Annotated in this window: 13 protein-coding genes; 7 read left to right on the top strand and 6 right to left on the bottom strand. The window is 68.0% G+C overall.

The features are described from left to right. Positions 1–88 precede the first annotated feature (88 nt). Complete coding sequence (gene dop / locus A9X00_RS04470) at positions 89–1,597, bottom strand: pup deamidase/depupylase (RefSeq protein WP_067149630.1); 1,509 nt, start codon at positions 1,595–1,597, stop codon at positions 89–91. A gap of 145 nt (positions 1,598–1,742) precedes the next feature. On the opposite strand from dop, the gene A9X00_RS04475 reads away from it, so the two are divergent. Both A9X00_RS04475 and A9X00_RS04480 read left to right on the top strand, forming a co-directional pair. Then, the gene (locus A9X00_RS04475) at positions 1,743–2,924 is read left to right on the top strand and encodes a hypothetical protein (RefSeq protein WP_082974685.1); all 1,182 of its coding nucleotides are present in this window, start codon (positions 1,743–1,745) and stop codon (positions 2,922–2,924) included. Between the two features lie 36 nt (positions 2,925–2,960). After that, a complete protein-coding gene (locus A9X00_RS04480; RefSeq protein WP_197515055.1) occupies positions 2,961–3,575 on the top strand; it encodes a hypothetical protein in 615 nt (204 codons plus the stop codon). Between the two features lie 94 nt (positions 3,576–3,669). On the opposite strand, the gene arc is transcribed toward A9X00_RS04480, so the two are convergent. Next, complete coding sequence (gene arc / locus A9X00_RS04485) at positions 3,670–5,499, bottom strand: proteasome ATPase (protein WP_067149634.1); 1,830 nt, start codon at positions 5,497–5,499, stop codon at positions 3,670–3,672. A gap of 282 nt (positions 5,500–5,781) precedes the next feature. Between arc and A9X00_RS04490 the strand changes: the two genes are divergently transcribed. Together A9X00_RS04490 and A9X00_RS04495 are read left to right on the top strand one after the other, a co-directional pair. Continuing rightward, on the top strand, positions 5,782–6,366 hold the full coding sequence (locus tag A9X00_RS04490; protein ID WP_067149636.1) for a hypothetical protein: 585 nt from the start codon (positions 5,782–5,784) through the stop codon (positions 6,364–6,366). A gap of 6 nt (positions 6,367–6,372) precedes the next feature. Continuing rightward, entirely contained in the window at positions 6,373–6,675 is a 303-nt protein-coding gene (locus A9X00_RS04495) for a DUF503 domain-containing protein (RefSeq protein ID WP_067149638.1), read from the top strand. A gap of 2 nt (positions 6,676–6,677) precedes the next feature. Here A9X00_RS04495 and trmI read toward each other — a convergent pair whose 3' ends face one another. Further along, the gene (gene trmI / locus A9X00_RS04500) at positions 6,678–7,520 is read right to left on the bottom strand and encodes a tRNA (adenine(58)-N(1))-methyltransferase TrmI (RefSeq protein WP_067149639.1); all 843 of its coding nucleotides are present in this window, start codon (positions 7,518–7,520) and stop codon (positions 6,678–6,680) included. 74 nt (positions 7,521–7,594) lie between these two features. Here trmI and A9X00_RS04505 point away from each other — a divergent pair, with 74 nt between their 5' ends. From A9X00_RS04505 to A9X00_RS04515, 3 genes are all read left to right on the top strand, one after another. Then, positions 7,595–8,461, top strand: coding sequence for a RecB family exonuclease (locus A9X00_RS04505; protein ID WP_067149640.1), 867 nt, complete (start codon positions 7,595–7,597; stop codon positions 8,459–8,461). Positions 8,462–8,708: 247 nt separating this feature from the next. Continuing rightward, complete coding sequence (locus tag A9X00_RS04510) at positions 8,709–9,977, top strand: DEAD/DEAH box helicase (protein WP_067149641.1); 1,269 nt, start codon at positions 8,709–8,711, stop codon at positions 9,975–9,977. Between the two features lie 7 nt (positions 9,978–9,984). Next, complete coding sequence (locus A9X00_RS04515) at positions 9,985–10,200, top strand: hypothetical protein (RefSeq protein WP_066937475.1); 216 nt, start codon at positions 9,985–9,987, stop codon at positions 10,198–10,200. A gap of 9 nt (positions 10,201–10,209) precedes the next feature. Here A9X00_RS04515 and A9X00_RS04520 read toward each other — a convergent pair whose 3' ends face one another. From A9X00_RS04520 to hisG, 3 genes are all read right to left on the bottom strand, one after another. Beyond that, positions 10,210–11,577, bottom strand: a complete 1,368-nt coding sequence (locus A9X00_RS04520) for an FAD-containing oxidoreductase (protein WP_067149642.1) — start codon at positions 11,575–11,577, stop codon at positions 10,210–10,212. Further along, positions 11,574–12,083 carry a DUF4126 domain-containing protein gene (locus A9X00_RS04525; protein ID WP_067149643.1) on the bottom strand — a complete coding sequence of 170 codons (510 nt, stop codon included), beginning with the start codon at positions 12,081–12,083 and terminating at the stop codon, positions 11,574–11,576. The genes A9X00_RS04520 and A9X00_RS04525 overlap by 4 nt, the downstream gene beginning before the upstream one ends. Before the next feature lie 126 nt (positions 12,084–12,209). Beyond that, positions 12,210–13,067, bottom strand: a complete 858-nt coding sequence (gene hisG / locus A9X00_RS04530; RefSeq protein ID WP_067149647.1) for an ATP phosphoribosyltransferase — start codon at positions 13,065–13,067, stop codon at positions 12,210–12,212. Positions 13,068–13,069 lie beyond the last annotated feature (2 nt).

Raw genomic sequence — 13,069 nt, forward strand, 5'->3', positions numbered from 1 at the left:
GTTATCGGCTCGTGTTAACCGGCGTCACACGCCCGCCGGTCTCTCCTACAGTACCGGTCAACCCCGACGTTGCTCGCTCCAACGCCGCTTAGCTGGTCAGTTGTTCCACCAGTTCGACCGCGCTGTCCACGGAGTCGAGCAACGCCCCGACGTGGGCTTTGCTGCCGCGCAGCGGCTCCAGCGTCGGGATGCGGACCAGCGAATCGCCCCCGAGATCGAAAATCACCGAGTCCCAGCTGGCCGCGGCGATGTCGGCGCCGAACCTGCGCAGGCATTCGCCGCGGAAGTACGCGCGCGTGTCCGTCGGCGGATTATCGACCGCGTCGAGCACCTGGTGTTCGCTCACGAGGCGCTTCATCGAACCGCGCGCGACCAGCCGGTTGTACAGGCCCTTGTCCAGCCGCACGTCGGAATATTGCAGGTCCACCAGGTGCAGCCGCGGCGCCGACCAGTTCAGGTTCTCCCGCTGTCGGAAGCCCTCGAGCAGGCGCAGCTTGGCCGGCCAGTCCAGCAGCTCGGCGCAGTCCATCGGGTCGCGCTCGAGCTTGTCCAGCACGTCCGCCCACGTCTCGACGATGTCGGCCGCGCGCGGGTCGGGGTCGCGGCCGTCGACCAGCTTAGCCACCCGGTCGAGGTAAATCCGTTGCAGCGCAAGGGCGGTCAGTTCACGCCCGTCGGCCAGGGCCACCGCCACCCGCAGCGACGGATCGCGGCTGATGGCGTGGACCGCGTGCACCGGCCGCGCCAACGCCAGGTCGCTCAGGTCGATCCCGTGCGCGGGGCCGTCCTCGATCAGATCGAGCACCAGCGCCGTGGTGCCCAGCTTCAAATAGGTCGACGTCTCGGCCAGGTTGGCGTCGCCGATGATCACGTGCAGGCGGCGATACCGGTCGGCGTCGGCGTGGGGCTCGTCGCGGGTGTTGATGATGCCGCGCTTGAGCGTGGTCTCCAGCCCGACCTCGACCTCGATGTAGTCCGAGCGCTGCGACAGCTGGAAGCCGGGCTCGTCGCCGGCGGGCCCGATGCCGACCCGGCCGGAACCGGTGACCACCTGGCGGGACACCAGAAAGGGGGTCAGGCCGGCGATGATCGCCGAGAACGGCGTCTGCCGCGACATCAGGTAGTTCTCGTGGGACCCGTAGGAGGCGCCCTTGCCGTCGACGTTGTTCTTGTAGAGCTGCAGTTTCGCGGCGCCGGGCACGCTGGCGACGTGTCGGGCGGCGGCCTCCATCACGCGCTCACCGGCCTTGTCCCAGATCACCGCGTCCAGCGGGTCGGTGCACTCGGGGGCGGAGTATTCCGGGTGCGCGTGATCAACGTAGAGCCGCGCCCCGTTGGTCAAGATCATGTTGGCCGCGCCGACCTCGTCGGCGTCGACGACCGGCGGGGGCCCGGCCGAGCGGCTCAGGTCGAAGCCGCGGGCGTCGCGCAGCGGCGATTCCACCTCGTAGTCCCAGCGGGTGCGCTTGGCGCGCTGGATGCCGGCGGCGGCCGCGTAGGCCAGGACTGCCTGCGTCGAGGTGAGGATCGGGTTGGCGGTCGGGTCCGACGGCGACGAGATGCCGTACTCGACCTCCGTCCCGATAATCCTTTGCATTACTTCAAGATAGGCCCGGTGACGATGTAGACCCCGAGGCGGGGCTATCACCGGCCGGGCGATCGAGCCCGGGCCAGCGACAATGAGAGCCGAATCGGGTGCGATAAGCGCCATCCGGCGGCGCGGTACGGCTAGGTTTGCCCGCATGGAGCTTTCCCTTCGCCCCGCGCGCGGGACGGCGAATGCCGCGGCCGAAAGCTGGTTCCTGAACCGGGGTTTGCCGTCGGTGCTGACGAGGCGCTCGCGCTGGCGACGGCTCTGGCCGCGGTCGGCCCCCATGCTGGCGGCCTACGCGACATTGCAGGCCTGTGTCCTGCCTGTCTACCTGATCACTGGCGGGCGCGACGTCCACATCAGCGGCGAGCCGACAACCTCCGAAGTGATTCTCCTGGCGATCATCGGGCTCGCCCTTCCGCTGATGGCCCTCGTGGGCTGGCTGGTGTCGCGGTCGCACAGCGGCCGCACCCGCGCGGCCGTGTCGACCGTCGCGGTCGTCCTCGTGGCGTGCGTCGCGGCCACCGTCGGCGGGCTCGGGCAACTGGCGCAGGAGTCGATCGTGGTCTTGGCGGTGCTGGTCCTGACCGGCTGCGGCGTCGGGTCGGTCGTCGGGTGGGCGGTGCGCATGATGCTGTCGCACCTGACGACGGTCGGTGCCCTGGCGGTGCGGGCGCTGCCCGTGGTGCTGCTGACCGCCTTGGTGTTCTTCAACACCTACGTCTGGCTCATGGCGGCGACGATCAGCGGGGAACGGCTGGGGCTGGCGATGGCGTTCCTGGTCTCGATCGCCGCGGCGTTCGTAGTCTCTGCCACCCATGATCGGGCCCGGCCCATGCTGCGCTCGACTGCGGCGCTGCCCACCGACACCGCGGGCCTTGCCGAGACGCCCTTCGCGGCCATGCCGGATACGCCCGACTGCGCACCGCTGAAACGAGCCGAGCGCCTCAACGTCATCTTCGTGCTGGCCGCGTCGCAGCTTGCGCAGATTCTGGTGGTCGCGGTGGTCACGGCCGCCATCTACCTGATCCTGGGGCTGATCGTGCTCAGCCCGTCGCTGCTCAACGAATGGACCCACACCTACACGAGCACCGCGACGGTGCTGGGATTCACGCTGCCGGTGCCCGATTCGCTGATCCACATGACGTTGTTCCTCGGCGCGTTGACGTTCATGTACATCAGCGCACGCGCGGCCGGCGACGCCGAGTACCGGTCGACGTTCCTCGACCCGCTCATCGACGACTTGCACACGACGCTGATCGCGCGCAACCGCTACCGCGGCGCCGTGGTCGCTACGGCGTGTGAAGTTGACGCCGACCAGGGCAGTGATTAATTTCACAGGGTGTCTCGCCATCGCGCCGAAGAAGACGTGGATGAACCGGTGACTGACCTGGCCGGGAAGCGTTACGGGGAGGTGCTTCTCGTGACTCCCGGGGAGGCCGGCCCGCAGGCGTCGGTTTACAACAGCTTCCCGCTCAACGACTGCCCCGCCGAGCTGTGGTCGGCGTTGGACCCGCACGCGATCGCCGCCGAGAACGGCGCGGCCGCGGCGCTGCTCAACGGCCCTCGCTATTGGCTGATGAACTCCATCGAAAAGGAGCGGCAGGGCCCGCAAGTGACGAAGACCTTCGGGGGCATCGAGATGATCCTGCAGGCCACCGTCCTGCTGTCCTCGATGAATCCGGCGCCCTTCAGCGTGAACAGCGTGAGCCGTCATACGGTTTTCGTGTTCAACGCGGGCGAAGAGGTCTACGAGCTCATCGATCCGCACGGGAAACGCTGGGTCATGCAGACCTGGAGCCAGGTCACCGACCCCAACCTGGAGCGGAAAGACCTGCCCGGGTTGGCCAGCCGGCTCGAGTTGCCCGACGGGTGGAGCTACCAGTCGCGCGTGCTCACCGAGGAACTGCGGGTGGACACCAGAACCGAAGCCGCCCAAGTGCTGCAGGACAACCTCACCAACAGCTACTCGCTGGAGACCTGACTGACGGCTTAGCGCCGCCGACACTGAAACTACGCACACCCCGCCCGGCGTGTCGTGTGCGTAGTTTCAGTGTCGCGACACGCGACCCAAGCGCCTACAGGTACTGACCCAGGTTCGACTCGGTGTCGATGGCCCGGGACGCGCTCGACGACTTGCCCGTGACCAGGGTGCGGATGTAGACGATCCGCTCGCCCTTCTTGCCCGAAATCCGCGCCCAGTCATCGGGGTTGGTGGTGTTGGGCAGGTCCTCGTTCTCGGCGAACTCGTCGACGATCGAGTCGAGCAGGTGCTGTATGCGCAGACCCGGTTGGCCCGTCTCCAGCACCGACTTGATCGCGTTCTTCTTCGCCCGGTCGACGACGTTCTGGATCATCGCCCCGGAGTTGAAGTCCTTGAAGTACATGACCTCTTTGTCACCGTTGGCGTAGGTGACCTCCAGGAAGCGGTTGTCGTCGATCTCGGCGTACATCCGCTCGACGACCTTCTCGATCATCGCCTTGATGCAGGCGGTGCGGTCGCCGTCGAACTCGGTGAGGTCGTCGGCGTGCAGCGGCAGCGACTCGGTCAGGTACTTCGAGAAGATGTCTTGCGCCGCTTCGGCATCCGGGCGCTCGATCTTGATCTTCACGTCGAGGCGCCCGGGCCGCAGGATCGCGGGGTCGATCATGTCCTCGCGGTTGGAGGCGCCGATGACGATGACGTTCTCCAGGCCTTCAACGCCGTCGATCTCGCTGAGCAGCTGCGGCACCACCGTCGTCTCGACGTCCGAGGAGACCCCGGTGCCGCGGGTGCGGAAGATCGAATCCATCTCGTCGAAGAACACGATCACCGGCGTCCCTTCCGACGCCTTCTCGCGGGCCCGCTGGAAGATCAGCCGGATGTGCCGCTCGGTCTCACCGACGAACTTGTTCAGCAGCTCGGGGCCCTTGATGTTGAGGAAGTACGACTTCGCCTCGCGGGCATCGTCGCCGCGCACCTCGGCCATCTTCTTGGCCAACGAGTTCGCGACCGCCTTGGCGATCAGGGTCTTGCCGCAACCGGGCGGGCCGTAGAGCAACACACCCTTGGGCGGGCGCAGCGCGTACTCGCGGTAGAGCTCCTTGTGCAGGAACGGCAGCTCGACGGCGTCGCGGATCTGCTCGATCTGGCGCGTCAGGCCGCCGATGTCCTGGTAGCTGACGTCGGGCACCTCTTCCAGGACCAGGTCTTCGACCTCGGCCTTGGGGATGCGCTCGAAGGCGTAGCCGGCTTTGGTGTCGACCAGCAGGGAGTCACCCGGACGCAGCTTGCGTGGCTTGGTGTCGTCGTTGAGGGCGTCCGGAACGCCGTCCGGCAGGTCCTCGGCGACCAGCGGCTCGGCCAGCCACACGATGCGCTCCTCGTCGGCGTGGCCGACGACCAACGCGCGGTGGCCGTCGTTGAGCACCTCGCGCAACGTGGAGATCTCGCCGACCGATTCGAACGTGCCGGCCTCGACGACGGTCAGGGCCTCGTTGAGCCGCACCGTCTGGCCCTTGCGCAGCGAACCGACCTCGATGTTGGGCGAGCACGTCAGGCGCATCTTGCGACCCGAGGTGAACACGTCGACCGTGTCGTCCTCGTGCGCCCCCAACAGCACGCCGTAGCCACTGGGCGGCTGACCCAGCCGGTCGACCTCTTCGCGGAGCGCCAACAGTTGCTGACGGGCCTCTTTGAGGGTTTCCATTAACTTTGAGTTTCGCGCCGCGAGGGAGTCGATGCGAGCCTCGAGTTGATGCACGTCGCGCGCGGACCGTGTGCCGCCCGCCGACCCGACCGCATGCTCCAGTTGCTCGCGCAGCACCGCTGCCTCACGGCGTAACTGTTCCAATTCGGCAGCATCGCCGCTGGACATGCCAGTTTCACGGGCATTGCCGAATGCTTCAGAACGCTCTGAGTCACCCATGTTGCGCTCCTTTCCCGCCCCGAAATGTGCGGTGGTACTTCAACGCTACCGGCGATTGCCGGTTGATGTGCGGAGTCAAATGCTCACGAAAAGTTAAGACTTTGGTTCCACTGGTAATCTCTGCCACGAATCTTGCCGAGCGAAAGGACAGCCGTGGCCCCAAAAGCCCTTGCCACCGGCTCCGCCGGCCCCTTCTCCTCCGGCGTGCCGGGCCCGGTGTGACTTCCGTTGCACCCGTTGGCCCGACGGCGGGCCCGATCGCCTAGACACAGAACGAACTCTATGCACCGACGCTTGACCATTGCGCTGAGTGCCGTCACCACGTTGGCGGCGGTCGGGCTGGCCGGCTGCGCGCACACCGGAACCAAGGTGGTGTCGTCGTCCTCGTCGGCGGTCCCGGTGACGTCGACCCCGTTGATCGTCGCGGCTCCCCCGAGCGCTCCGCTGCCCCCGCCCGACGCCCTGATCGACGTCCTGAACCGGCTCGCCGACCCGAACGTGCCGGGCGTCAACAAGGTGGACCTCGTCGAGGGCGCGACCCCCGACAGCGCGGGCACCCTGGACAAGTTCACCAACGCGCTGCGGGACAACGGGTATCTCCCGATGACCTTCGCGGCCAACGACGTCGCCTGGTCGGACAAGAATCCGTCCCACGTGACGGCCACCGTGACCGTCAAGACCGCCCAGCCGAACAACGGCAACTTCACCTTCCCGATGGAGTTCACCCCATTCCAAGGCGGATGGCAGCTCTCCCGCCGGACCGCGGAAATGCTGCTGGCGCTGGGCAACTCGGCCACCGGCACGACGCCACCCGCGCCTGCCCCCGGCCCGGCTCCTGCCCCGCCGCCGCCGACTCCCACGGGCTAGCCGCCGATGTGGATCGGCTGGCTCGAGTTCGACGTGTTGCTGGGCCCGGAGCTTGGGGTGCGATCACTCAAACAGAAGCGGTCGGTCATTCGTCCCGTCGTGGCGGAGCTGCAACGCAAGTTCGGCGTGTCGGCCGCCGAAACCGGTGCGCAGGACCTCCACCGGCGGGCGGGTATCGGCGTGGCCGTGGTGTCCGGAGACCGCCGCCACGCGGTCGACGTGCTGGACGCGGCCGAACGCCTGGTGGCGGCGCATCCCGAGTTCGAGCTGCTGTCCGTGCGACGGGGCCTCACCACGAGTGACGACTAGTCCTATCCGTCGCGGCCCGGGCGCTTGCGGCCCAGGGGCGCCGGGGCGACGACGCCCGGGGCGAGCCGTCGCGTGAAGATCAGGAACGCCGTGTGCCCGCGCATCGAATGCTGCGGCCGCACGGCCAGCCCGACCACGTTCCAGCCGCGCTGCAGGGTCTCCCACGACCGCGGCTCGGTCCAGCACTGCTGGGCCCGCAGCGCCTCCACGGTTCGCGACAGCTGGGTGACCGTGGCGACGTAGATCATCAACACCCCGCCGGCTATCAACAGGCGCGCCGCAGCGTCGAGCACCTCCCACGGCGCAAGCATGTCGAGCACGGCGCGGTCGAAGGAGCCGTCGGGCAGGTCGGAGTCCACCAGGTCGCTGACGATCAGTTGCCAGTTGTCCGGCTCTCCGTCGAAAAACACCGAGACGTTGCGGCGGGCGTGTTCGGCATGGTCGGCGCGCTGCTCGTAGGAGACCACCCGCCCTCCGGGCCCGACGGCGCGCAGCAGTGAGCAGGTCAGCGCGCCGGAACCGGCCCCGGCCTCCAGCACCCGTGCGCCCGGGAAGATGTCGCCCTCGTGCAGGATCTGGGCGGCGTCCTTCGGGTAGATCACCTGCGGGCCGCGGGGCATCGACATCAGGTAGTCGATCAGCAGCGGGCGCAGCACCAAGTAATCGGCGCCGTTGCTGGACTTGACCACGCTGCCCGGCTCCAGTCCGATCACGGCGTCGTGGGGGATCGACCCGCGATGGGTGTGGAACTCCGCGCCCGGCGTGAGGGACATCGTGTAGTGCCGACCCTTGGCGTCGGTGAGTTGGACACGTTCGCCAACGGTGAATGGGCCGGTCACGGACACGCCGTCTAGCGTGCCAGCCGACTCGCCGCAGCGGGTGCTTGGGGGTTGTCGGCGCCCGGTCCTACGCTGCGGACATGACGGACCAGCCGGTGGAGCGCAGCCGACCTGCGCTGTCACCGTCGCGCGCGGCGGACTTCAAGCAATGCCCGTTGCTGTACCGCTTCCGGGCGATCGACCGGCTGCCCGAGGCGCCCTCGACCGCGCAGCTGAGGGGTTCGGTGGTGCACGCCGCCCTGGAACAGCTCTATGGCCTGCCCGCCGGGATGCGCGGCCCCGACACCGCCGCCTCGCTGGTCGAGCCGGCCTGGGACCGGGTGATCACGGCCGAGCCCGACCTGGTCGCAGACGTGGATCCTGAAGCGAAAACCGAACTGCTGTCGGAGGCCCGCGCGCTGCTCACCGGCTATTACCGGCTGGAGGACCCGACCCGGTTCGACCCGCACAGTTGCGAAGAGCGCATCGAGGTCGAACTCGCCGACGGCACGCTGCTGCGGGGCTTCATCGACCGGATCGACGTCGCGGCCACCGGCGAGCTGAGGGTGGTCGACTACAAGACCGGCAAGGCGCCACCCGAAGCGCGGGCCCTGGCCGAGTTCAAGGCGATGTTTCAGATGAAGTTCTACGCGGTGGCGTTGCTGCGTTCCCGCGACGTGCTACCCACTCGACTCCGCATCATCTACCTGGCCGACGGCCAGGTGCTGGACTACGCGCCCGACCGTGACGAGCTGCTGCGATTCGAGAAAACGCTGATGGCGATCTGGCGCGCCATCCGGTCCGCGGCGCCCACGGGCGATTTCCGCCCCAGCCCGTCGCGGTTGTGCGACTGGTGTCCCCACCAGCAGCTCTGCCCGGCGTTCGGCGGCACCCCGCCACCGTACCCGGGATGGCCGGATGCCGTTGCGGCGCAAGATATCTCACATCCCACCGAACCGGCGGCGTGATGCATCGGCTGCACGGAAAGCCCATAAAGGGGCGAATCCACCCGGGAGTGCGGTAGTCTGTCAACAGCGTCGGCTGCCGAGCAGGTGGCCGGCGAGTCGTGATCGATTCTTTGTTTTCTTTGCTCAGATCCCTGCCGGGGCGCCGAGTCCAAGAGGACCAGGCGCGCCTGCGGAAGCTCGAGTCGCGGCGACCGATATTGCCAGACGGGCAATGTCGTCCCCACCGAAGCTTTAGGAACACTGAAACATGCTGGAAGACAATAGTTTTGCTCACCTCGGCGTGAGCCCGCCGGTGGTTGACGCGCTCGTCGCGCGAGGCGTCCGCCACCCGTTCCCGATACAAGTGCAGACGCTGCCGGACACGCTGGCCGGCCGCGACGTGCTGGGCCGCGGCAAGACCGGTAGCGGCAAGACGCTCGCCTTCTCGATCCCGCTGGTCAGTCGGCTCGACCCGGCTGACCGCCGACCGGGCCGTCCCACCGGGCTCGTCCTGGCACCCACCCGGGAGCTGGCGACCCAGATCGCCGCGACCATCGAGCCCCTCGCCAAGGTGCGGGGCCTGCGGGTTGCCACGATCTTCGGCGGGGTTTCGCAGAACAGGCAAGCCGCGGCGCTGAGGGCGGGCATCGACATCGTCGTGGCCTGCCCCGGCCGCCTTGACGACCTGATGAAGCAACGCGTGATCAGCCTGGACGCCGTTCAGGTCACGGTCATCGACGAAGCCGACCACATGGCCGACCTCGGTTTCCTGCCGACCGTCACCCGCATCCTGGCGGCCACGCCCGCCAAGGGCCAGCGCATGCTGTTTTCGGCCACCCTGGACGCCGCCGTCGACACCCTGGTCAAGCGATTCCTCACCGATCCGGTGACGCGGTCGGTGGTGGAGGCGACGTCGTCGGTCCCCGAGATGACGCATCACATCTTCTGCGTCGACGGGATCGACGCCAAGAGGGAGTTGGTGCACCGGTTGGCCTCGGGAGAGTCCCGGCGAATCCTCTTCATGAGGACCAAGCACCAGGCGCGAAAGCTGGCCCGCCAGCTCACCCAATCGGGCATCGCGTCGGTGGAGCTGCACGGCAACCTCTCCCAGCCCGCACGCGACCGAAACCTGGCGGCGTTCGCCGCCGGCCACGCCCGGGTGCTGGTGGCGACCGACATCGCCGCGCGCGGCGTGCACGTGGACGACATCGAACTGGTCGTGCACGTCGACCCGCCCGCCGAGCACAAGGCCTACCTCCACCGATCCGGCCGCACGGCCCGGGCAGGCGCCTCCGGTGACGTCGTCACCATCGTGCTGCCCGAGCAGCGCCGGGACACCGAGTCGATGATGCGCAAGGCGGCCATTCGTGCGGTGCCGCAGCGGGTCAGCGCGGCCTCCCCCGCCATCCACGCCCTGGTCGGCCCGGCCGGGCCCCGCAAGGCCGTCGCGCCCGTCGCGGCGCCCTCCAACCGTCCGCCCGCGGCGCGTAGCAGACGCCGCCGCTCTCGGCGCCCCGCAACGACTACCCACCGTTAGGGAAATCATGGCCGAACAGCAAATTCATCCGTCCAAGGTTCGCGTCGGTGACGTCATCGGTACGGCGAACCGCACTGAGCTTCGTTACACGGTCAAGATCATCAGCGGACCGCAGACCAGCCCACAGCGCTGGACCTTCTTCGGCCGCGACGCTCACGGCCAGCAGTACACGAGCTCGTTCGGCGAGGACGACGTCGTGCGCAGGTACGCAAAAGCGCCTTAACTCATTCGGCTAGTCGAGCGGCGACATCTCCTGCAGCATCGTGGGAATCAGCTCGCTGACCGTCGGGTGGATGTGCATGGTGCGCGACAGCGTCGTGTACGGCGCCTTGGCCGACATGACATCCAGGATGGCGTGGATCGCCTCGTCGCCGCCGACGCCGAGGATGGCGGCCCCCAGGATCTGGTCGGTCTCGGCGTCCACCACCACCTTCATAAAGCCTTGCGTCTCACCCTTTTCCACCGCCCGGCCGACGCGGGTCATCGGCCGCTTGCCGACCAGCGCCTTGCGCCCGGACGCGCGGACCTGGCTGACGGTCATGCCCGCACGACCCAGCGGCGGGTCGATGTAGAGCGCATAGGTGGTGATGCGGTCGCTCACGCGGCGGGGATCGTCGTCGAGAAGATTGGCGGCCACGATCTCGAAATCGTTGTACGAGGTGTGGGTGAAGGCGCCCTTGCCGTTGCAGTCGCCCATCGCCCAGATGTGGTCGACGTTGGTCTTGAGCTGGTCGTCGACGACGATGTAGCCGCGGTCGGTCTGCACCCCGGCCGCCTCGAGGCCCAAGTCGTCGGTGTTGGGTCGCCGCCCCACCGCCACCAGCAGATGGCTGCCGGCGATGGGCTCGGCACCGGCTCGGGGCGTCAATTCAAAACCGTTGTCCGTCTTGGTGATTCGCACGTCGTCGGCGCCGGCGACGATGTCGATGCCCTCGGCCTCGAGGATCTCCCGGACCGTGGCGGAGACGTCCTCGTCCTCGCGGGACGCCAGCCGCGGCCCGCGCTCGACCACGGTCACCCGGGCCCCGAAGCGCCGGTACATCTGCGCGAACTCCAGCGCGATGTAGCTGCCGCCGACGATGACGAGATGCGATGGCACCGTGTCGAGTTCGAGGATCGACACGTTAGTGAGGTAGTCGACGTCGGACAGTCCCGGGATGTCGGGCACCACGGCGCGGCCGCCGACGTTGAGGAAGATCCGCTCGCCGTGCAGAGGGTCGCCGTTCACGCTGATCGTGTGCGGGTCGGTGAAGCGGGCGTGACCGCGAATCAGGGTGCAGCCCGCCATGCCCTCCAGCCAGCTCTCGACGCCCTTGCGGTCGGCCAGCATGATGTCGTCCTTGCGCGCCTTGACCTTCGCCATGTCTACGCTGATCGACCCCGTCCCCACGCCGTATTCCGCGCCGCGCCGGGCCAAGTGGGCGGCGTGCGCGCTGGCCACCAGGGTCTTGGTCGGGATGCATCCGGTGTTGACGCAGGTGCCGCCGACGAGCTTGCGCTCGATGACCGCGACGCGCTGCCCGGCCGCGGTCAGCCGGCCCGCCAGCGGGGGGCCGGCCTGCCCGGCGCCGACGATGATCGCGTCGAAGCGCTCCGTCACTTAACCGCCGTCAGGATGTATTCCGTCAGAACGTGACCCGTCACCGCCACGATGGCGAACCCGCCGAAGATCGCGACCGCGTCCTCGAGCAGCGCGATCGGCAGATCCTTGCCGGCCACGGCGGCCAGCCGCTTGCGCGCCTGATAGCCGCCGAAGGTGCCGAGCACCGCCCCGATGATGCCGGCGCCGAGCGCGGAGAAGGTCCAGTGCGGCCACGCGCCCAGCACCGCGCCGGCCAGCCCGCCCGTGATGATCCGGGCGGCGAAGATCGGGGGCGCCGTGCGGGCCGGCGTCTTGGGCAGCTTGTCGTTGACGAGTTCCCCGACGGCGAGCACCGTGAAGACGATCGCGGTAATGATGTTGCCCATCCACGACGCCCACGTGCCGTGCAGGTCGAGCCACCCGAGGTACGCACCCCAGGCGACGACGGCGGGAGCCGTCAGCGAACGCAACCCGGCGACGACACCAATCCCTAAAGCCAGCAGCAGAATAAGCGCATGTGTCACGAGGACCCTCCTGGGGGACGAACAGCGCGGCAACGGTAAGGGATGACAGCCCACGGAGAAAACGGGCGTTGGTTATTCATCAGCCCCAGAGCGGACGCTAACACAGCCGCGGGCGCGGCACGATGCTCAGAACCGGCAGAACCTGATGTCGGACGCCAGAATCGCCTTGGCGCCGATGGCGGCGAGTTCGTCCATGATCTCGTTGACGCCACGGCGCGGCACCAGGGCGCGGATCGCCACCCAATCCGGATCGGCGAGCGGCGCGATCGTGGGCGATTCCAATCCCGGCGTGATCGACGTGGCCTTGTCCAGCACCGAACGCGGGCAGTCGTAGTCGAGCATCAGGTATTGCTGGCCGAACACCACACCCTGGACCCGCGCCACCAGCTGATCGCGGACGGCCTTGGTCTCGCCGTGTCCGTCGTCGTCGGCGCGCTCGATCAGCACCGCCTCCGAATCGCACAGCGGCTCACCGAACGCCACCAGGTCGTGCAGGCTCAGGGTGCGCCCCGAGCCCACGACGTCGGCGATGGCGTCGGCCACGCCGAGCTGCACCGAAATCTCCACCGCGCCGTCGAGCCGGATGACGGTGGCCTCAATGCCCTTTTCCGCCAAGTCTTTTCGGACCAGGTTCGGGTAAGCGGTGGCGATCCGTTTGCCGGCCAGGTCGGCCGTCGTCCAGTCACGCCCGGCCGGACCGGCATAGCGGAAGCTCGACGACCCGAAACCCAACGCCAGGCGTTCGCGCACCGGTGCGTCGGAATCGCGCACCAGGTCCCGACCGGTGATGCCGAAGTCCAACTCCCCCGAACCCACGTAGATCGCAATGTCTTTGGGCCGCAGGAAGAAAAACTCGACCTGATTGACGGGGTCGATGACGGTGAGGTCCTTGGAATCGGTGCGGCGACGGTAGCCGGCCTCCGAGAGGATCTCGCTGGCCGGCTCGCTCAGCGTGCCTTTGTTGGGAACCGCAACGCGCAGCATGC

It is taken from the genome of Mycobacterium sp. 1245805.9 (assembly GCF_001672915.1).
Classification (GTDB): Bacteria; Actinomycetota; Actinomycetes; order Mycobacteriales; family Mycobacteriaceae; genus Mycobacterium.